At 70.8% G+C, this 19333-nt stretch carries 16 protein-coding genes; 7 read left to right on the top strand and 9 right to left on the bottom strand.

What is annotated here, in order from left to right; translation table 11 throughout:
* Nucleotides 1–26: 26 nt before the first annotated feature.
* Both J2Y70_RS14465 and J2Y70_RS14460 read right to left on the bottom strand, forming a co-directional pair.
* Complete coding sequence (locus J2Y70_RS14465) at nt 27–794, bottom strand: LytTR family DNA-binding domain-containing protein (RefSeq protein ID WP_263397032.1); 768 nt, start codon at nt 792–794, stop codon at nt 27–29.
* On the bottom strand, nt 787–2088 hold the full coding sequence (locus J2Y70_RS14460; protein WP_309918943.1) for a histidine kinase: 1302 nt from the start codon (nt 2086–2088) through the stop codon (nt 787–789). Before J2Y70_RS14460 ends, J2Y70_RS14465 begins: the two co-directional genes overlap by 8 nt.
* Before the next feature lie 339 nt (nt 2089–2427).
* Here J2Y70_RS14460 and J2Y70_RS14455 point away from each other — a divergent pair, with 339 nt between their 5' ends.
* Nucleotides 2428–3639 (top strand): FAD-dependent oxidoreductase, encoded by a 1212-nt coding sequence (locus J2Y70_RS14455; RefSeq protein ID WP_309918842.1) that lies wholly within the window; start codon nt 2428–2430, stop codon nt 3637–3639.
* Between the two features lie 273 nt (nt 3640–3912).
* Here the strand turns inward: J2Y70_RS14455 and J2Y70_RS14450 are convergent, their stop codons facing one another.
* The 3 genes from J2Y70_RS14450 to J2Y70_RS14440 are packed head-to-tail and all read right to left on the bottom strand — an operon-like array spanning nt 3913 to nt 4994.
* Nucleotides 3913–4131 carry a hypothetical protein gene (locus tag J2Y70_RS14450; RefSeq protein ID WP_309918839.1) on the bottom strand — a complete coding sequence of 73 codons (219 nt, stop codon included), beginning with the start codon at nt 4129–4131 and terminating at the stop codon, nt 3913–3915.
* The gene (locus J2Y70_RS14445; RefSeq protein ID WP_263397029.1) at nt 4112–4561 is read right to left on the bottom strand and encodes a type II 3-dehydroquinate dehydratase; all 450 of its coding nucleotides are present in this window, start codon (nt 4559–4561) and stop codon (nt 4112–4114) included. Before J2Y70_RS14445 ends, J2Y70_RS14450 begins: the two co-directional genes overlap by 20 nt.
* A gap of 10 nt (nt 4562–4571) precedes the next feature.
* Nucleotides 4572–4994, bottom strand: coding sequence for a hypothetical protein (locus J2Y70_RS14440; RefSeq protein ID WP_309918837.1), 423 nt, complete (start codon nt 4992–4994; stop codon nt 4572–4574).
* Nucleotides 4995–5290: 296 nt separating this feature from the next.
* On the opposite strand from J2Y70_RS14440, the gene J2Y70_RS14435 reads away from it, so the two are divergent.
* The gene (locus J2Y70_RS14435; protein WP_309918834.1) at nt 5291–6883 is read left to right on the top strand and encodes an APC family permease; all 1593 of its coding nucleotides are present in this window, start codon (nt 5291–5293) and stop codon (nt 6881–6883) included.
* Between the two features lie 18 nt (nt 6884–6901).
* Here the strand turns inward: J2Y70_RS14435 and J2Y70_RS14430 are convergent, their stop codons facing one another.
* The 3 genes from J2Y70_RS14430 to J2Y70_RS14420 all read right to left on the bottom strand — a co-directional run bounded on the left by J2Y70_RS14430 (nt 6902) and on the right by J2Y70_RS14420 (nt 9874).
* Nucleotides 6902–7462 carry a hypothetical protein gene (locus J2Y70_RS14430; RefSeq protein ID WP_263397026.1) on the bottom strand — a complete coding sequence of 187 codons (561 nt, stop codon included), beginning with the start codon at nt 7460–7462 and terminating at the stop codon, nt 6902–6904.
* Nucleotides 7463–7643: 181 nt separating this feature from the next.
* Nucleotides 7644–8099, bottom strand: a complete 456-nt coding sequence (locus J2Y70_RS14425) for a hypothetical protein (protein WP_263397025.1) — start codon at nt 8097–8099, stop codon at nt 7644–7646.
* Between the two features lie 98 nt (nt 8100–8197).
* Nucleotides 8198–9874 carry a M28 family metallopeptidase gene (locus J2Y70_RS14420; protein WP_309918830.1) on the bottom strand — a complete coding sequence of 559 codons (1677 nt, stop codon included), beginning with the start codon at nt 9872–9874 and terminating at the stop codon, nt 8198–8200.
* Nucleotides 9875–10241: 367 nt separating this feature from the next.
* Here J2Y70_RS14420 and J2Y70_RS14415 point away from each other — a divergent pair, with 367 nt between their 5' ends.
* From J2Y70_RS14415 to J2Y70_RS14395, 5 genes are all read left to right on the top strand, one after another.
* Nucleotides 10242–13136, top strand: a complete 2895-nt coding sequence (locus tag J2Y70_RS14415) for a pitrilysin family protein (RefSeq protein ID WP_309918827.1) — start codon at nt 10242–10244, stop codon at nt 13134–13136.
* Between the two features lie 342 nt (nt 13137–13478).
* Nucleotides 13479–13952: an SMI1/KNR4 family protein gene (locus tag J2Y70_RS14410; protein ID WP_309918825.1), complete on the top strand. Its 474-nt coding sequence runs from the start codon at nt 13479–13481 to the stop codon at nt 13950–13952.
* A gap of 96 nt (nt 13953–14048) precedes the next feature.
* Entirely contained in the window at nt 14049–14837 is a 789-nt protein-coding gene (locus J2Y70_RS14405; RefSeq protein ID WP_309918820.1) for a DUF72 domain-containing protein, read from the top strand.
* A 556-nt stretch (nt 14838–15393) separates the two neighbouring features.
* Nucleotides 15394–17091 (top strand): alpha,alpha-trehalase TreA, encoded by a 1698-nt coding sequence (treA, locus tag J2Y70_RS14400; RefSeq protein ID WP_309918817.1) that lies wholly within the window; start codon nt 15394–15396, stop codon nt 17089–17091.
* A 51-nt stretch (nt 17092–17142) separates the two neighbouring features.
* Nucleotides 17143–17838 (top strand): AIM24 family protein, encoded by a 696-nt coding sequence (locus J2Y70_RS14395; RefSeq protein ID WP_309918816.1) that lies wholly within the window; start codon nt 17143–17145, stop codon nt 17836–17838.
* 344 nt (nt 17839–18182) lie between these two features.
* Here J2Y70_RS14395 and J2Y70_RS14390 read toward each other — a convergent pair whose 3' ends face one another.
* On the bottom strand, nt 18183–18956 hold the full coding sequence (locus tag J2Y70_RS14390; RefSeq protein ID WP_263397018.1) for a lytic transglycosylase domain-containing protein: 774 nt from the start codon (nt 18954–18956) through the stop codon (nt 18183–18185).
* Nucleotides 18957–19333: the final 377 nt, after the last annotated feature.

Here is a 19333-nt window from a genome sequence, read left to right as displayed (position 1 = left end):
CCAGTGCGAAAAGGCGAAGGCGGCGCTTACATGCCGCGGAACAGACTCATGTACGGCTGGCTGACGGTCAGCACTTCGTCACGGTGGCGCAGCTTCATCCGGCCCTTGCCGGTGTCGTCGCGGACCACCGAGGCCACCGCCTTCAGGTTGACGATGGTGGAGCGGTGGATCTGCCGGAACGCGGCCGGGTCCAGCACGTCCAGCAGTTCGCGCAGCGGCGTGCGCAGCAACGCCTCGCCGTCGCGGGTCAGCACCGTGGTGTACTTGTTGTCGGCCTGGAAATAGACCACGTCGTCGAGCAGGATCAGCCGCGTCTCGCGACCGCTGTTGGCGGTGATCCAGGCCAGCGGCGGCGGCGCCGAGGGCGACGGCGGGCGCTGCCCAAGACGCTGCAGCAACGCATCCAGCACTGCCACGTCCGGCCCCTGCGCGGCGCGCGCCTGCAGCCGCTGCACGGTCGCCAGCAGGCGTTCGCGCGCGATCGGCTTGAGCAGGTAGTCCACCGCGCCCTGCTCGAACGCGTCGATCGCGTACTGGTCGTAGGCGGTGACGAACACCACCTGGGTGCGCGGGCTCAGTTCGCCCAGCGCGCGCGCCACTTCGATGCCGCTCAGGCCGGGCATGCGGATGTCCAGGAAGGCCACGTCCGGCTGGTGCTCGGCCAGGCGCTCCAGCGCGCTGGCGCCGTCCTCGCATTCGGCGACGATGCGCAGCTGCGGCCAGACCTCGCCGAGCAGCGCGACCAGCGCGGTGCGCAGCAGTTCCTCGTCTTCGGCGACGATCGCGTCAACCATGTCGCGCTCCTGCCGGCAGCGGCGGCGGGACCGGCGACGGCGACGGCGCTTGCCATTGCGGCGGACACGGCAAGGTGATCGTCGCGGCCACGCCGCTGGGGAAGTTGGACACGATCGCGAACGTGGCCGCGCCGGCATAGGTCAGGCGCAGGCGCTCGCGCAGGTTCTTCAGGCCGATGCCGGTGCCGCTGGACTGGCTGTTGAAGCCCAGGCCGTCGTCGGCGACGGTGATGGTGACGTGGTCGTCGAAGGCGCGCGCCAGGATCCAGACCGTGCCGCCGCCGGGCTTGGGTTCCAGGCCGTGCTTGATCGCGTTCTCCACCAGCGTCTGCAGCATCATCGACGGCAGCGCCAGGGTCTTCATCGCCTCCGGCACCTGCACTTCCAGCTGCAGCCGCGCACCCATGCGGATCTTGAGGATCTCCAGGTAGGCCTGGGTGCGTTCGAGTTCCTCGCCGAGCGAACTCAGCGCGTCCTCGGCGCTGGGCAGCGAGCGGCGCAGGTACTGGATCAGGTAGCCGAGCATCAGGTCGGCGCGCGGCGGATCGGTGCGCGCCAGCACCTGCGCGCTGGCCAGCGTGTTGTACAGGAAGTGCGGTTCGACCTGCGCGTGCAGCAGGTTCAGCCGCGCCACGGTCAGTTCCTGCGCGGTGGCCGCCTGCGCGGCGGCGGCCTGTTCGTCGCGGCGCAGTTCGGCGACCCGGCGCGCCACCGCGCGGCTCAGCGCCTCGGCATTCTCGTAGTTGCTGCCCTCGTCGACCGCGAACAGGTCGATCCAGGCGCTGGCGTCCGGCTCCAGCAGCAGGATCAGGCTGCTGGAGCCGGCGCCGGGGGTCAGCGTCGCCAGCACCTGGTTGCGCTTGACCGCAAAGCGCGCGGCCAGGTTCCAGCGCGACGGCTTACGGCCGTTGTACGGATCGATGCGGCGCACTTTCGCGCGCACCTGCAGGCTGTCGGCGGCGCTTTCGATCTCTTCCACCCGCGGCAGTTCGCGCACCGCCGCATCGACCAGCGCGAACGCCTCGCGGGTGTCCAGCGGGATCTCGATCTGGCGCCGCTGGCGGCTGGACAGGCTGGCGGTGTCCAGGCGCCCGGCGACCAGCCAGACCCGGCGCAGGTGGGTGATGCCGGCGACCAGCGCCGACAGCATCAGCAGCATCGCCAGCAGGCCGAAGAACCAGCCCGGCGGCTCTTCCATGCCGTAGAACAGGCCGCTCCAGACGAAGCCGGCGACGATCACGGCGGCCGCCCAGGCGCACAGCAGGCGGATGATCAGGGACACGCTGGAAAACATGGCGGCGGGGATCGGTGACATGCGGCGAGCATAGCCGCGGCGGCGCGGGCCGCCAGTCCCCTTGCGACGAAACCGCGCCGACGCGGACGAGGCAGCGGATCGGCGGAGCGAAACATGGCGCTGGCGAGGCTTCGGGGGCGTCCCGCGACCGCAGTGCACGACGGGACCGAGCCGTGCTGCACAGCGACCGCCTGCCCTGTCGCTGTGGCTGCGCCCAGCGAAGGCCTGCGCCAGCGCCAGCGCCAGCGCCGGCGCAGGACGCATACCGCAAGCAAGCGGTGTTGGCGACGCGAGCGCACGCGCTCGCTTAAACTTCGCCGTCACGATCAGGAGCCCGGCATGCACCGACGACACTTTCTGCGCAGCGGCGCACTGGCCGCCGCCACGCTCGGCGCCGGGCCCTTGTTCGCACGTACGCAGCGCGACGCCGCGCTGTCGCGGCCAGCGCCGACCCTGCCGGTCCTGCCGGCGGCGCCCGCTCCCGCCGCGTTCGCGTCGTCGTCGCCATTGGCGCCGATCCGCGCCAGCGCCGACCGCATCGTCGCGCTGCACGCGTGCACGCGACCGTTCCGCGCGCAGGGGCCGCGCATCGAGGCCGAGCGCATCGGCCGCAAGACCGTGATCCACAACTACGGCCACGGCGGCAGCGGCTGGTCGCTGTCATGGGGCTCGGCGGCGATCGCCACGCAACTGGCGCGCGCCACGGGCCATCCCGAGCTGGCGGTGATCGGCTGCGGCGCGATCGGCCTGACCACCGCGCTGGTCGCGCAGCGTGCCGGGCTGCGCGTGCGCATCTATGCAAAGGAGCGGCCGCCGGAAGTGCGCTCCTCCTTCGCCACCGGGGTGTGGTCGCCGGATTCGCGGGTGTGCACCAGCGCCTACGCCACGCCCGAATTCGGGCGACGCTGGGAACAGATGGCGCGCACTTCGTTCGGCATGTACCAGAACCTGCTCGGCCTGCCCGGCGACCCGATCGAGTGGCGCGACGGCTACGTGCTGTCGGACGTGCCGTTCGACCAACCCAGCGGCCATGGCGGCAACGGCGAACCCGACTATCCAGCGCTGGAGGCGCAGTATCTGGCCGACCTGGGCCCGCGCTCGCAGCCGCTGGCGGCGAACCAGCATCCGTTCCCGGTGGCGCACGTGCGCCGCTACACGCAACTGGTGTTCAACATCAGCGCCTATGCGCGGCTGCTGCTGGACGACTTCCTCGCCGCCGGCGGCGAGATCCAGACGCGCGAGTTCGAAAGCCCGCGCCAGTTCGCCGAGCTGCGCGAGAAGACCCTGGTCAACGCCACCGGCTACGGCGCGCGCGCCCTGCTCGGCGACGACAGCCTGGTGCCGGTGCGCGGACAGACCGCGCGGCTGGTGCCGCAGCCGGACGTGACGTACGGGCTGGTCTATCGCGGCCACAACCTCAACGTGGTGCCGCGCCGCGACGGAATCCTGGTGCAGGCGCAGGCCGACGGCGACTTCGGCAATGCCGACGCCACTCCGGATCGGGCCGCGTCGGAGGCGGCGGTGGCGCGACTGGCCGCCCTGTTCGCGTAAGCCACGCCTCATCGCGTCACTTCGCCAACCTCATCGTGGCGACCGCGGCCCCAGTGCACCGAGGCTCCAATGCATCGGTGGACGGACATACCGCCTGCGCCGCGCCCAGCGTACCGCCTCGCTTGCCACGCCGTGGCGGCCGCGCTTCGCTCACCGAAGCCCACAGCGCGTGCTCCGCACGCGCGGCACCTGCGCTTCGCTCGTGACCAGCACGCGGACGCCGTGGCACGCCTTGCTAACGCCTCCGCGACTGGCCAGCATGCGCGGTGCGCGCTACAGCCGGCTGACGCTGCGGATGCGGATGTCGTCGCTGTCCACGCCGTGCCGCTGCGCGGCCTGCGCGCGCAACCGCTGCAGCAGCCGTGCCGGATCCAGCGGCTCGCCGCTGTCCCAGCTGTGCGCCAGCGTGCCCCAGGCGATGCGCTGGCCGTAGCTGTAGGCGTCGTAGTCGGCCAGGTAGTGCCGCGCAGGCTCAGGTGCCGACGTGCACATCGCCTTCGTAGCCGTTGCAGCCCAGGTGTTCCAGCGCGATCGACAAGGCCAGCGCGTAGCTCTGCGCGCAGTAGCCGCCGACCTGCCCCACGCGCTGCCGCGAGACCACGCACAGGCAGGGTTCGCGCTGGTCGCAGGCATCGTCGTGCACTTCCACGTACGGCCGGCCGAGTTGCGCGACCGCGGCGGCGGTGGCGGCGCTGTCCGAGCACGCGCCCGGATCCAGCAGCAGCATCTCCACCCGCGCCGCATCGGCCTGGGCCAGCGCCTGCAGCAGTTCGGCCTCGCTGGCGCAGCCGCGCACCGCCAGGGTCTTGCCGGCACGCCCGGCATGCGCAAGCAATTGCCGCAGCACCGGCGGCGCGATGCGCGCCGGGCGGCCGCGATGGCCGGCCACGCAGTCCGGGCCGCGCAACAACAGGATCGACATGGCGGCGCCCTCAGTTGGCCAGCGCGGCGCGCGCGCCAAGCCGGCGCGCGGCCATGCCCAGCGCGATCGCGTAGCTGTCGGCGAGCGCGCCGTTGGCGATCACCGTCAGCAGCGGCGCGTGCCGCGGATGCAACAGCGGCTCCAGCGCCTGCGCGCTGGCATCGTGCATCTCGATGTACGGATGGCCGAGCGCATCGAGCGCCTCGCGCAGGTGCGCGCCGTGTTCGGCCAGGTCCGCGGCCGGCAACTCGCCGGAATCCAGCAGCACCAGCTCGGTCTCGTCGTGCGCGCCCTGCCGCAGCCGCGCCACGATCTGCGCCGCATCGGCGCAGGCGACCGGCACCACATGCGCACCGGACGCGCCAGCCAGGCGTCGCGCAACGGCAATGGCCGGCGCATCGCGATGCGGGCCCTGGATCAGCAGAATCGACATGGAAGACATCCAACGGAAAGGACGCTGCAGACTCTAGGCGCGTGCCGCGTAAGCGTGCCATTGCGGCATGACGTTGCGGCGTAAAGCTTGCGTAAGAATGAAGCCGGGACCAGGGACCGGGGACCAGGGACCCGAAGAACGGAAGTCGGTAATGCCCCAGATGCGGCGACGCGCTCTTCCGGGTCCCTGGTCCCCGGTCCCTGGTCCCGACTCCAAGCCCCCTGCAGCCGTGCGACAGCCGGCCGCATCTGCGATCATCCGCGGTTTCCCGCAGCACGCGCCGCCTGGAACATCTCATGAACCAACCCGCCCTGCGCCGCGATGTCGGCCCATTCGCCCTGATGCTGACCGGCCTGGGTTCGATCATCGGCTCCGGCTGGCTGTTCGGCGCCTGGCGCGCGGCCGGGCTGGCCGGCCCCGGCGCGGTCTGGGCCTGGCTGCTGGGCGCGGCGATCGTCACCACCATCGCCCTGGCCTATGCCGAACTGGGCGCGATGTTCCCCGAGTCCGGCGGCATGGTCCGCTACAGCCACTATTCGCACGGCTCGCTGGTCGGTTTCATCGCCGGCTGGGCCAACTGGATCGCGATCGTTTCGGTGATCCCGGTGGAGGCCGAGGCCTCGGTGCAGTACATGGCCTCGTGGCCGTGGCAGTGGGCGCAGGACCTGTACATGCAGCAGCCCGGCGGCGCCGGCGAATTGTCGGTGCCCGGCCTGTACATCGCCGCGGCGCTGGTGCTGGTGTATTTCCTGCTGAACTTCTGGAGCGTGAAGCTGTTCGCGCGCTCCAACAGCCTGATCACCGTGTTCAAGCTGGTGGTGCCGGCGCTGACCGGCATCGCGCTGATCGCCAGCGGTTTCCACCGCGAGAACTTCAGCGTCGGCCTGCACGGCGGCGCGCATGTGATCGATCTCGCCGCGGTGCTGACCGCGGTGGCCACCGCCGGCATCGTGTTCAGCTTCAACGGCTTCCAGAGCCCGGTGAACCTGGCCGGCGAAGCGCGCAATCCGGGGCGCAGCATCCCGTTCGCGGTGCTGGGGTCGATCGCGCTGGCGACGGTGATCTACCTGATCCTGCAGGTGGCCTACATCGGCGCGGTGCCGCCGGAGCTGCTGGCCAAGGCCGGCTGGCACGGCATCGATTTCCGCTCGCCGTTCGCGCAGCTGGCGATCATCGTCAACCTGCACTGGCTGGCGATGCTGCTGTACGTGGATGCCTTCGTCAGCCCCAGCGGCACCGGCATCACCTACACCGCGACCACCGCGCGGATGATCTACGGCATGGAGCGCAACGGCACGCTGCCGGCGGTGCTGGGCAAGCTGCATCCGCATTGGGGCGTGCCGCGCCCGGCGATGTTCTTCAACCTGGCGGTGTCCTACCTGTTCCTGTTCTTCTTCCGCGGCTGGGGCACGCTGGCGGCGGTGATCTCGGTGGCCACGATCATCTCCTACCTCACCGGCCCGATCAGCGCGATGGCGCTGCGCCGCCACGCGCCGGAGATGCGCCGTCCGCTGCGCATCTTCGGCCTGCCGGTGCTGGCCGCCACCGCCTTCGTGCTGGCCACCGAACTGCTGTACTGGGCGCGCTGGCCGCTGACCGGCGAGATCATCGTGCTGATGCTGGTGGCGCTGCCGGTGTACGCCTACTACCAGCACCGCCAGGGCTGGAAGGATTTCGGCAAGCACCTGCGCGGCGCCAGCTGGCTGATCGCCTACCTGCCGACCATCGCGCTGCTGTCGTGGGCCGGCAGCACCACCTTCGGCGGGCATGGCTACCTGTCCTACGGGCCGGATCTGGCCGTCGTCGCGGTGGTCGCGCTGGGCTTCTATTTCTGGGGCGTGCGCGCCGGCTGGCGCACCCCGTCGCTGCAGCAGGCCAGCGCCGGCTGAGGCCGGCGTCGGCGCGGGTCAGCGCAGCGCCTGCAGCAGGCGCGAGACCAGCGTGGCGCCGACGAATCCTGGCAGGCTGCACAGCAACGCCATGCTGAAGGTCTCGATGGCATCGCGCTGCATGTCCAGCACCGCGAACGCGATGCCGAGGCAGAGCAGGGACGACAGAAACCCCACCAGGCCGATCCGCGCATGCGCGCGCCAGCCGCGTAACCGTGGCCAATACCACGCGGCGGTCGCGCCGGTCAGCAAGGCCGGCAACGCACCGAACAGGTAGGACACCAGCGCGATCGCCAATGCGACCAGCAGCGCATTGCCGGGCGGCAGGCTGCTCCCCGCCGATCCGATCAGCAGCAACGGCGCCGCCACCAGGAACGTGCCCAGCGGCGGCCCGGCGATCAGGAACGCCAGCACCACGCCGGTGCGCACCAGGCCCGGATGCAATGGATCGATGGCATCGGGGGTGGCGGTGGCATCGGCCCGATCGTCGCCTTGCGGCACGCCGGTGGCGGGCGCATGCGCCGGTGCCGTGGGCGCGGCAGAGACGGTATCGGTATCGGGTGGATCGTCGGTCGTCATGGATCAGTGCCGTTACGGTGTGGTTGGCTCGTCGTTGCGATGGCGCCCGCTCTGCGGCGACTGCGACATCTGGGAAATACCGATCGCCATCGGCAGGCTGCGCAGCGGCAGGAGACGGTCGCGGCGCCACGTCCAGCAACGCGCACGCGATACCGGGTGGACACGGACCGCAGCAGTACGGCTATGCCGATTCGGGCGCACGCGCGCGTGTCCCGCCACGCAGCGCCTGCAGCAAGCGTGAGATCAGCGTGGCGCCAACGAACCCCGCCAGCGCGCACAAGGCCAACGCGATGGCGACCTCGTTGATGGGCGGCAGCGGGCGGCGCAGCAGGACGATCGCCGCGCCGACGCAGATCGCCGACAGCAGCGCGGCGGCCAGGCCCAGGCGCAGATGCGCGCGCCAGCCGCGCAGGCGTGGCCAGCAACGTGCCGCCAACAGGCCGGTCAGCAGCGCCGGCAGCGCGCCGAACGCATAGGAAAACAGCGCCATCATCAGGGCCAGCAACAGCGTGCTGACGGAGGGGCCTTGCCCCGACCACACCATGGCCACCGGAAAGCCGACCACGACCGTGCCCAGCGGCGGGCCGGCGATCAGGAACGCCAGCACCACGCCGGTGTGGACCAGCCAGCGCGGCAATGGAGCGGCGCCTTCGCCTGGCGCAGGCCGGGCGAGGCGCCGCCGAGCTCCGGCCGGGACCGCCCGCGGATCGGCCGCAGGGTCCGGTCCCTCGGCCGTCACCGCGCCGCGGGGCCGGCTTGCCGCTGCGTCGCGCTGGCGTCGCGGGTGGCGCGGAACTCCGAATCGCTGCTCCAGTTCGGCCATTGCGACGAATTGGCCAGCTCCGCGCCCAGCGTGTACAGCACCTGCAGGTCGCGCGCGGCGCCGGCGAAGGTCCAGCTCGGCAGCCATTCGTCGCCGGGCTGGTGGTAGCGCTTGGCGGTGTAGTCGTCGGAGGCCGCCTTGCCGGCCTTGATCCCGCCGTCCACCCAGTCCTGCCCGGCGGCGAACGACAGCGCCGGCACGCCGCGCTTGGCGAAGGAGAAGTGGTCGGAGCGGAAGAAATAACCGGCTTCCGGCTTCGGGTCCGGCGTGTAGCGCAGGCCCCAGCGCTTGGCGACCGTCTTCAGGTCATCCAGCAACTCCAGCTTGGCGCTGCCGTAGATGCCGAAATCGCGCGACGGGCCGAACGGGCTCATGCCGTCCATGTTGATCACCGCCACCGTGCGCGCCAGCGGATACAGCGGCTTGGACGCGTAGTACTCCGAGCCGAGCAGGCCCTTCTCCTCGGCGGTGACCGCCAGGAACACCACCGAGCGCTGCGGCGCCGGCTGTTTCGCGAACACCCGGCCCAGTTCCAGCAATGCGGCGGTGCCGCTGGCGTTGTCCAGCGCGCCGTTGAAGATGCCATCGCCGTTGGCGTCGGCCGTGCCCACGCCGATGTGGTCCCAGTGCGCGGTGTAGATCACGCTGTCGTCCGGGTGCGTGCTGCCGGGCAGCCGCGCGACCACGTTGTGCGAGGTGATGACCTCCGACTTCACCGCGTAGTTTGCGTGCAACCGCTCACCCTTCAGTTCCACCGGCTTGAAGTCGCGCGATTGAGCCTGCTTCTTCAGCGCATCGAAATCCAGCCCGGCGCGCTTGAACAGGTCCGCCGCGACGTCGCGCTGGATCCAGCCTTCGAGCGCGGGGTGCGCGGACTTGGGATCGTCGCGGACCACGTCGAACATGCTGTTGGTGTTGGAACTGGCCACCGTGGCCCAGCCGTACGACGCCGGTGCGGTCTCGTGCACGATCAGCACGCCGGCCGCGCCCTGCCGCGCGCCTTCCTCGTACTTGTAGGTCCAGCGGCCGTAGTAGGTCATGCCCTTGCCGTCGAAGGCGCCCTTGCCGGTCTCGAAGTCCGGGTCGTTGATCAGCACCACCGCGATCTTGCCCTTCAGGTCCAAGCCCTTGAAGTCGTCCCAGCCGCGCTCCGGCGCCTTGACCCCGTAGCCGACGAAGACCAGCGGCGCGCCGTCGATGGCGACCTGGCTGCTGCCGTCGAGCGCGGCGCGCACGGCGATCTGCTGGCCCTGGGTCAGTGCCTGGCGCTGGCCGCCGGCTTCGACCGCCACCTGCGGGGCACCGACGATGTCGGCGCGACGCAGCGGCACCGCCTGCGTCCACAGGCGCTTGCCGTCGCGCAGATCGCCGCCCGGCTGCAGGCCGGCGGCCTGGAATTGCGCGCTCAGGTAGGCCACGGTCTTGTCCTCGCCCGGCGTGGCCGGCGCGCGGCCTTCGTAGGCGTCGGACGCCAGCGTCTTGACGTCGGCGGAAATGCGCTGCGTATCGAAGTTCGGCGCGGACGGCGGCGCCGCCATCAGCGCGCCTGAAATCGCCAGCGCCAGCATGCCCAGGATCGGTCGCTTCACTCTTGCCCCTTGGTTGGTGTGCGCGTCCGAGTGTAGCGACGGATGCCGCAGCCGGCACGCCGCATGCGCACGCAGCGGCGGCGCCTTAGGCGGCGCACATGCCGCGCTGCCCGGGAATGGGAGCGGCCTCTGTGCAGACAGACGGTGCGCGGCCTGCGCGCCGCGCACCGCCTGCGGTGTGGCCGCCTCGTCGCACGCTGCACGGCGGCCGCGCAACCGGGGGCGTCCAGCGGCGCTGCCGTGTTCCGATGCGGTCCGCTTCGGGCCGGCGCCGTGCACGCCCGGCCACCATGCCGTGCCATCAGTCACGTTTCGAGCCCGTCACGCGCCCACTATGCTGGGCCATTCTCCTTGTCAGGCCAGGCCCATGCTCCGACCCTTGTCGCTGTTGATCTCCAGCATCCTCACCCTCGGCGCGGGCGCCGTGATCGCGCCGGCCAGCGCCGCGCCGCCGGCGCTGGCCGCCAAGGCCACCGTGCCGGAGATCGGCTACACCCGCTTCACCCTGCCCAACGGGCTGACCGTGGTGGTGCACGAGGACCACAAGGCGCCGGTGGTGGCGGTGAGCATCTGGTACCACATCGGCTCCGGCGACGAACCGGCCGGCAAGACCGGCTTCGCCCACCTGTTCGAGCACCTGATGTTCTCCGGCTCGGAAAACCACAAGGGCACCTATTTCCAGCCGTTCGAGAAGGTCGGCGCCACCGACATGAACGGTACCACCTGGTTCGACCGCACCAACTACTTCGAGACCGTGCCGACCACCGCGCTGGACATGGCGCTGTGGATGGAATCGGACCGCATGGGCCACCTGCTCGGCGCGATCGGGCAGAAAGAACTGGATACCCAGCGCGGCGTGGTGCAGAACGAGAAGCGCCAGGGCGAGAACCGCCCCTACGGGCGCGTGGACGAGAACATCCTGGCCAACATCTTCCCGGCCAACCATCCGTACCAGCACGACACCATCGGCTCGATGGCCGACCTCGACGCGGCCTCGCTGGACGACGTCAAGCAGTGGTTCCACGACAACTACGGCGCCGCCAACACCACCCTGGTGCTGGCCGGCGACATCACCGTGGCCCAGGCCAAGGCCAAGGCCGAGCAGTACTTCGGCGACATCCCCGCCGGCAAGCCGGTGCCGCGCCAGCAGCCGTGGATCACCCCGCTGGCCAAGCAGACCCGCGGCGTGCAGCACGACCAGGTCGCGCAGCCGCGCATCTACCGCACCTGGGTGGCGCCGCAGCTGGGCACCGACGACGCGGTGCAGCTGGACCTGGCCACCACCGTGCTCGGCGGCGGCAAGACCAGCCGCCTGTACCAGCGCCTGGTGTACCGCGACAACCTGGTGGACGACGTCTCGGCCAGCATCCAGCCGTTCGCGCTGGCCAGCCAGCTGCAGATCAGCGCCGACGTGAAGGACGGCGTGGACCCGGCCAAGGTCGAGGCCGCCATCGCCGACGAACTGAAGAAATTCCTCAGCGAAGGCCCGAGCGCCGACGAACTGCAGCGCGCGCAGGTCAACTACCGCGCCGGCTTCGTGCGCGGCCTGGAGAAGGTCGGCGGCTTCACCGGCAAGGCCGCGATCCTGGCCGAGGGCCAGGTCTATCGCAAGGATCCGGGCGCCTACAAGCACGACCTGCAGCGCGCCCAGGCCGCCACCGCGGCCAGCGTGCGCAAGGCCGCCGACACCTGGTTCGGCAAGGGCGACTACCTGCTGACCGTGCTGCCGGCGGCCGAGGGCTTCGACCCGGTGGCCGAGGACAAGGCGCTCACGCCGCTGCCCGCGGCCGACGGCAAGCCCGCGCCCAAGCTGCCGGCCAAGGCCAGCTACAGCGTCGGCAAGAACCAGGTCGACCGTGCCGCCGGCATCCCGGAAACCACCCAGTTCCCGAGCCTGAGCTTCCCGCAGCTGCAGCGCGGCAAGCTCAAGAACGGCATCGAGGTGGTGCTGGCCGAGCGCCACACCATTCCGGTGACCCAGGTCGAACTGCTGTTCGACGCCGGCTACGCCGTCGACCAGGGCGGCAAGCTCGGCACCGCCAACTTCACCGCGGCGCTGATGAACGAAAGCACCCGCAGCCTGGACTCGGTGGAAGTGGCGCAGCGCCGCCAGCGCCTGGGCGCGATCACCAGCGTGGCGTGCGAGCTGGACAGCTGCGCCGCCTCGCTCGATGCGCTCAACGACCAGCTCGCGCCGTCGCTGGCGTTGTTCGCCGACATCGTGCGCAACCCGGCGTTCAAGGCCGAGGACATCGAGCGCGTGCGCGGCCAGTGGCTGGCCTCCATCGCGCAGGAGAAGACCCAGCCGCAGGGCCTGGCGCTGCGCACCTTGCCGCCGCTGCTGTACGGCCCGCAGCATCCCTATGGCGTGCCGCTCACCGGCAGCGGCACCGAGGCGGCGATCAAGAGCCTGGGCGCCAGCGACCTGACCGCGTTCCAGAACGACTGGCTGCGCCCGGACAACCTGCGCATCCTGGTCGCCGGCGACACCACGCTGGCGCAGATCATCCCGCAGCTGGACGCGGCGTTCGGCGACTGGCAGCCGCCGGCGGCCGCGCGCCCGACCAAGACCCTGTCGCAGGTCGCCGCGCAGCCCAAGCCGCGGGTGTACCTGATCAACCGCACCGACGCGCCGCAGTCGCTGATCCTGGCCGGCCTGCTGGCACCGTCGACCAAGGCGCCGGACAACCTGGCCATCGGCGTGGCCAACGGCGCCTTCGGCGGCACCTTCACCTCGCGGTTGAACATGAACCTGCGCGAAGACAAGCGCTGGGCCTACGGCGCCAACAGCTTCATGCTGGATGCGCAGGGCCAGCGCCCGTTCCTGTTCTTCGCCCCGGTGCAGACCGACAAGACCGCCGAGTCGGCCGCCGAGATCCTGAAGGAAGCCAAGGCCGTGGTCGGCGACAAGCCGCTGACCGCCGATGAGATCGCCAAGATCAAGAACCAGCGCATCCGCGCCCTGCCGGGCAGCTTCGAGACCACCGGCGCGGTGCTGGGCGCGGTCGAGAGCATCGTCCAGTACGACCGTCCGGACGACTACGTGCAGACCCTGAAGACGCGCCTGGAAGCGATCGACCAGCGCGCCGCGCAGGCGGCGATCAAGGAGATCGTCGCGCCGCAGGCGATGACCTGGGTCATCGTCGGCGACCTCAAGCAGATCGAGGCGCCGGTGCGCGCGCTGAAGCTGGGCGAGGTGCAGGTGCTGGACAGCGACGGCCAGCCGGTCAAGGCGAAGGCCAAGGCCGCCGGCAAGCAGTAACGCCGCACACGCATGGCCGGGACTGCCCGGCCATGCGCGACGCGTCGGCATCTGCGTGATCCGCCGGCGCCATCGCCATCGCCATCGCGATGCGACATGCGACATGCGACATGCGACGGCATGTGGCCTCGCACGCTGCGCTCCGGCGCAACCTGCATGCACACAAGCGGGTACAGCACGCAGCCATCGCTGCGCGTTCCACTATCGGTCGCGCGGCATGCAAGCGCTACGGCCAATGACAAGACTGCGAGCCGGTCCTTGCGCCATCCGTAAGCTGGCCGACCAGGCATCCTCCAAGAAGTAGACTCGCCTCCTGGACGCTGCTGCCGATCGGAGATCGCGATGCTCGAAAACACCTTCTCTGATGGCGAAGCCGCCATCGTCCCGGCGGACCTGGATCACCTGGAATCCGTCATCGGCTGCAAGCTGCCGGCGTCGTTCAGGGCGCACTACCTCAAGTACAACGGCGGCATGCCGGATCGGGCGTACTGGGTCGGCGAGGATGGGGACGAGCCGATAGAAGTCGCCGCTTTCAAACCGATCGCGCATGGCGACTACACGCTGCTGTCCAGCTACCGGTCGATGCTGCAGAAACAGGTTCTGCCCGCACGCCTGCTGCCGTTCGCGAAGGACTGGGGCGGCAACTTCTTTTGCCTGGATCTGGACACGGGCGCCGTCAGCTATTTCCCCACCGACACCTTCGACAGCGACCTCAGCCCGGAACAAAACCAGGTCAATGCCGAACGGCCGGTGTGCCCGGATTTCCTCCAGTTCGTCCACGGGCTGATCGACGAGGAGGATGCGTACGACGCATGAACCGGCAGGCAAGGCGCGCATGGCCGGCAATGTCCTTCACGGCCCTTGGCCGCAGCGCTTGGTATCCCGAACGCCTGTCCTCACCTACCACCGCCGATGCCGACCGCCTCGCCCCGCCGCGCCGACGTCGCCCCACGCATCCGCGTCGGCTGCGCCGGCTGGTCGATCGCCAGCACGCAGCGCGCGCTGGTCGGCGAGGGCGCCAGCCAGCTGGCGCGCTATGCCACCCGCTTCAATGCGGTCGAGATCAACTCCTCGTTCTACCGCCCGCACCGCCCGGCCACCTACCAGCGCTGGGCCGACAGCGTGCCGGCGGATTTCCGCTTCTCGGCCAAGCTGCCGCGCACCATCACCCACGACGCGCGCCTGTACCGGGTCGCGCCACTGCTGCAGACCTTCCTCGGCGAGGTCGGCCATCTTGGCGACAAGCTCGGCTGCCTGCTGGTGCAACTGCCGCCGAGCCTGGCCTTCGACGCGCGCACCGCCACCACCTTCTTCGCGATGCTGCGGCGCCGCTGGCACGGCGGCATCGCCTGCGAACCGCGCCACGCCAGCTGGTTCAGCGCGCGCGCCGAGGCGCTGTGGCAGCGCCACGGGGTCGCGCGCGTGGCCGCCGACCCGGCCCTGAATGACGCCGCCGCGCAGCCGGCGGGCACGGCGGCGCCGGCTTACTGGCGCTGGCACGGCACGCCGCGCATCTACTACAGCGACTATCCCGACGACGTCCTGCAGCAGTTGGCCGCACGCGTCGTCGCCGCCACGCCGCCGACGGGCGAGGCCTGGGTGATCTTCGACAACACCGCGCTCGGCAACGCGCTCGACAACGCCGCCACGCTGCAGGCGCAGCTGCGCGAGGCGGGCATCGGCGTCGGCCCAGGCACCTGACGCAGCGCGTCACACGAACGCCGCCGACGGCCACGCCAGCCGCGGAGCGCGGGCCGGCAACGCCACCATTCACTCAAGCTCCAGCGATCATGCCAAGCGTGCAGCGACCTGTGGGAGCGACTTCAGTCGCGACGCACTACCGGTAAAGCCCGTCGCGACTGAAGTCGCTCCCACAAAAGCCCGCGCTTGCCGTAGACGCCGGAGTCGCCTGCTCCCGGCGCTGGGCTTCGGGCGCCTGCCCACCCCGGCAGACCCAGGCCCATGAGCCCATGGCAATCAAACCGATGGCGGCCGCCTCCGACGCGCCGCGGAATCCACGCCGCAGCGCGATTGGCCCCGCTCTTGCATCGCTTTGCGCATGTCCCAGCCGTCCACCCTCCGATTCAAGCCAGCCGGCGCATGGCCGATATCGCCAGATCGGCCGTCGGCGCCGTGCCTCGGCCCGGAGCGCGCTGCGCTTTCTTCTTTCGTCGGCACGCGGCCGCCACCGCCGCCGGTCTCCCGTCTCCTCCTTCGGTCGTTTACCATGCCGCACGCATCCTGCTCTGGACCCGAGATGAGCCATGCCGCTCCTCCCTGCTGCACCCCGCTGCTGAGCCTGTCGCTGGGCCTGCTGCTGGGCAGCTGCAACACCGCCGCCGCGCAGGCCGCACCGGCCGCGGTGCAGACCGCGCCCGCGCCCACGCCCGTGCCGCTGACTCCGGACCTAGCCTACCCCGAGCTGTTCCAGGCGGTGCAGCAGCAGGAACTGTTCGACGACCAGAAGCATTTCGTCGACGCGCTGCCGCTGCGCGACCCGGCGCTGATCAACGCCGACTACCTGGCCCAGCGCCAGCAGCCGGGCTTCGACCTGCGCCGCTTCGTCGCCGCCAACTTCGAGGAATCCGGCCCGGTGCAGACCGAGGCGATCCGCCAGGACACCGGCCTGCGCGAGCACATCGACGCGCTGTGGCCGCTGCTGGTGCGGCGCCAGGTGGACGTGCCGGCGCACAGCAGCCTGCTGTCGCTGCCGCAGCCGTACGTGGTGCCGGGCGGGCGCTTCCGCGAGGTCTACTACTGGGATTCCTACTTCACCATGCTCGGCCTGGTCGAGAGCGGCGAGACCGAGCGCAGCCGGCAGATGCTGGACAACTTCGCCTACCTGATCGACACCTACGGGCACATCCCCAACGGCAACCGCACCTACTACCTGAGTCGCTCGCAGCCGCCGTTCTTCTCGCACATGGTGCAGCTGCAGGCCAAGGTGGAAGGCGACGCCGCCTACGCGCGCTACCTGCCGCAGCTGCAGAAGGAATACGCGTACTGGATGGAAGGCGCGCAGTCGCTGGCCCCGGGCAGCGCGCATGCGCACGTGGTGCGGCTGGCCGACGGCAGCCTGCTCAACCGCTACTGGGACGCGCGCGACACCCCGCGCCCGGAAGCCTGGCTGCACGACGTGCGCACCGCCGCGCAGGCCAAGGACCGCCCGGCCGCGGAGGTCTACCGCGACCTGCGCGCCGGCGCCGAGAGCGGCTGGGACTATTCCAGCCGCTGGCTGGGCGACCGCAAGACCCTGGCCACGATCCGCACCACCGCCATCGTCCCGGTCGACCTCAACAGCCTGCTCTACCACCTCGAAACGACCCTGGCCCTGGCCTGCGCCAAGGCCCCCGGCGCGGCCGGCTGCGACACCGACTACACGGCCCTGGCCGGCGCGCGCAAGACCGCGATGGACAAGCACCTGTGGAGCGATGCCGGCTACTACGCCGACTACGACTGGCAGCAGCGCCGTCTGCGCGACCAGGTCACCGCCGCCGCGCTGTATCCGCTGTTCGTCGGCGTCGCCTCGCCGGCGCGCGCCAAGCGCAGCGCCGACACCGTGCAGGCGCAGCTGCTGCGTCCCGGCGGCCTGGCCAGCACCCGGCTGCACACCGGCCAGCAGTGGGACGAGCCCAACGGCTGGGCGCCGCTGCAGTGGATCGCGGTGAACGGCCTGCGCCGCTACGGCCAGGACGCGCTGGCGCAGCGCATCGGCAGCCGTTTCCTGGCCCGCGTGCAGGCGCTGTTCGCGCAGCAGCACAAGCTGGTGGAGAAGTACGGCGTGGACGCGCAGGCCAGCGGCGGCGGCGGCGGCGAATACGCGCTGCAGGACGGCTTCGGCTGGACCAACGGCGTGACCCTGCTGCTGCTGGACCTGTACGCCACGCCGGCGGCGCCGGCAGCGGCCGCGCCGGCGGCGCAGCGCCAGCGGCAGCCGGAGCCGGCCACGCCCTGAGGCGCCGGCCGGCGGGTATGCTGCGGTCCTTGCCCACACCAAGGACCGAAGATGAGCGTACGCACCCTGGCCGAATTCCTGTCCGCCTCGCGCGAGAAGGACGCGTCCGCCGACGCGTTCGAACTGGAAAACCCGCACCTGCTGGAAGTACGCCTGGACGGCCTGGTCTGGGCCAAGGCCGGGGCGATGGTGGCGCGCAAGGGCGCGGTCAAGTTCACCCGCCAGGGGTTGATGGAACAGGGCCTGGGCAATCTGCTCAAGAAAGCGGTCAGCGGCGAAGGCATGCAGCTGATGAAGGTCGAGGGCGAAGGCCGCGTGTACCTGGCCGACGCCGGCAAGAAGATCACCCTGCTGCGCCTGGCCGGCGAGGCGATCTTCGTCAACGGCAACGATGTGCTCGCCACCGAGGCCGGCATCGACAGCCAGATCACCATGATGCGCAAGGTCGCCGGCATGCTCTCCGGCGGCCTGTTCAACGTGCGCCTGAGCGGCCACGGCATCGTCGCCATCACCTCGCACTACGAACCGCTGACGCTGCCGGTCAACGCGCAGACCGGGCCAGTGTTCACCGACCCCAACGCGACCGTGGCCTGGTCCGGTGGGCTGACCCCGGAGATCATCACCGACGTCAGCCTGGGCACGCTGTTCGGGCGCGGCTCGGGCGAGAGCATCCAGCTGCGCTTCGCCGGCGACGGCTGGGTGGTGGTGCAGCCGTACGAGGAAGTGGCGCTGCAGGCCAAGAGCTGAGAGCTCGCCGCCGGCGCCGGCCTGGGCACGCTGCTTTGGCCGCGGCCCCGGTGAGGGCATCGAGCTGCGTTTCGCCGGCGTGAGCCCTGTAAGGTGCAGCCGTACGAGGAAGTGGCGCTGCAGGCCAGGAGCCGCGGCCTGGCGCACACGGCCAGCCTGGCTTGCCGATGGAATGGCCGGATGCCGTGCATGACCGCCGGGTCGGTACGCCATGCCCCATGCGATGCCGTGCGCTGCGCGGACGCACCATTGCGGGATGTGTGCGCATGTCAGGTTCGATCGTGCGCGCGTCGGCAGCGACGCGCGCGACCACGCGACCCGCAAGCGCCCGATCGCAACGCGCGTTACTGCGCCGGCGTCTCCGCCTTGATCCCCATCGCCTCGCGGTAGCGCTGGTACAGCGCCAGCACCTTGTCGATGTACTCGCGCGTCTCCGCATACGGCGGCACGCCGCGGTAGCGCGCCACGGTGCCGATGCCGGCGTTGTAGGCGGCCGCGGCCAGCGTGCGGTCGCCCTGGTAGCGGCGCAGCAGCGACTGCATGTAGCGCGCGCCGCCAGCGATCGACTGGTCGGCGGCGAACGGATCGGCCACGCCGTATTCCTTGGCCACCTCCGGCATCAGCTGCATCACCCCCTGCGCGCCCTTCGGTGAGACCGCGGCGGCGTCGAAGCCGCTTTCGGCATGCGCGATCGCGCGCAGCCACGGATCGTCCACGCCGGTGGCGCGCGCCGCGGCACGGAACTGCTTGGCGTGCATGTTCAACTGCGGCGCGCCGACCTTGCCCAGGCCCGGATGCGCCGCCTCGCCCGGCGGGGTCACCGCGGTGAAGCGCAGGTACGGGCGCGACCCAGGCAGGTTGCGCGTGGAATACACCAGGCGCCCGTCCTGCTCGCGCTCGTACAAGGTGCCGCTGAACACGCCCATGCTGCCCCACAGGTTGGGCGTGGCGATCGCGGCATCGTCGAGCTCCTTCGGCGTGCACTTGGAGCCCGGCTCCGGCGCGGTTGCCAGGCTGACCGTGCCGTCGCGCACGCAGCGGTACACCGTGCGCGCCTGCGCGCCGGCGGCGACGCAGCACGACAGCAACAGGATCAGCAGCGTTCGGGAACCGGGCATGGGTGGGCTGCAGGACGGGCAAAGGTGGGCGCGCATCATCGCGCAACCGGCGTCGGCGCGGGTGAGGACCGCAATGGGGCTCCTTCCGACCGAGGCTTTGACGCGCACTTTAGGTGGGGCAGCGTCCCTGACAGGTCACCGACGCTGCCGAGGTTCCCGGCTCCGTTCGTCGCGCCGAAAACCGTCGCGGATCCCGCCTCCGTTCGTCGCGACTGAAGTCGCTCCCACAGGAACTTGCGGCGAGCCGGCCGGGTGCACTGTGGGAGGGACTTCAGTCCCGACAGGCTGCCGAAAACCGTCACGGATCCCGACTCCGTCCGTCGCGACTGAAGCCGCTCCCACAGGGACTCGCGGCGAGCCGGCTGGGTGCACTGTGG

Source organism: Xanthomonas sp. 1678 (genome assembly GCF_031455575.1).
GTDB lineage: Bacteria > Pseudomonadota > Gammaproteobacteria > Xanthomonadales > Xanthomonadaceae > Xanthomonas_A.
Note: the sequence above shows the minus strand (reverse complement) of the source record. Positions and strands in the feature narration are given on the sequence as shown.

Excerpts from the sequence above, each read along its gene's own strand:
- J2Y70_RS14465 (WP_263397032.1), bottom strand. The coding sequence starts at position 794 with ATGGTTGACGCGATCGTCGCCGAAGACGAGGAACTGCTGCGCACCGCG.
- J2Y70_RS14460 (WP_309918943.1), bottom strand. The coding sequence starts at position 2,088 with ATGTTTTCCAGCGTGTCCCTGATCATCCGCCTGCTGTGCGCCTGGGCG.
- J2Y70_RS14455 (WP_309918842.1), top strand. The coding sequence starts at position 2,428 with ATGCACCGACGACACTTTCTGCGCAGCGGCGCACTGGCCGCCGCCACG.
- J2Y70_RS14450 (WP_309918839.1), bottom strand. The coding sequence starts at position 4,131 with ATGTGCACGTCGGCACCTGAGCCTGCGCGGCACTACCTGGCCGACTAC.
- J2Y70_RS14445 (WP_263397029.1), bottom strand. The coding sequence starts at position 4,561 with ATGTCGATCCTGTTGTTGCGCGGCCCGGACTGCGTGGCCGGCCATCGC.
- J2Y70_RS14440 (WP_309918837.1), bottom strand. The coding sequence starts at position 4,994 with ATGTCGATTCTGCTGATCCAGGGCCCGCATCGCGATGCGCCGGCCATT.
- J2Y70_RS14435 (WP_309918834.1), top strand. The coding sequence starts at position 5,291 with ATGAACCAACCCGCCCTGCGCCGCGATGTCGGCCCATTCGCCCTGATG.
- J2Y70_RS14430 (WP_263397026.1), bottom strand. The coding sequence starts at position 7,462 with ATGACGACCGACGATCCACCCGATACCGATACCGTCTCTGCCGCGCCC.
- J2Y70_RS14415 (WP_309918827.1), top strand. The coding sequence starts at position 10,242 with ATGCTCCGACCCTTGTCGCTGTTGATCTCCAGCATCCTCACCCTCGGC.
- J2Y70_RS14410 (WP_309918825.1), top strand. The coding sequence starts at position 13,479 with ATGCTCGAAAACACCTTCTCTGATGGCGAAGCCGCCATCGTCCCGGCG.
- J2Y70_RS14405 (WP_309918820.1), top strand. The coding sequence starts at position 14,049 with ATGCCGACCGCCTCGCCCCGCCGCGCCGACGTCGCCCCACGCATCCGC.
- treA (WP_309918817.1), top strand. The coding sequence starts at position 15,394 with ATGAGCCATGCCGCTCCTCCCTGCTGCACCCCGCTGCTGAGCCTGTCG.
- J2Y70_RS14395 (WP_309918816.1), top strand. The coding sequence starts at position 17,143 with ATGAGCGTACGCACCCTGGCCGAATTCCTGTCCGCCTCGCGCGAGAAG.
- J2Y70_RS14390 (WP_263397018.1), bottom strand. The coding sequence starts at position 18,956 with ATGCCCGGTTCCCGAACGCTGCTGATCCTGTTGCTGTCGTGCTGCGTC.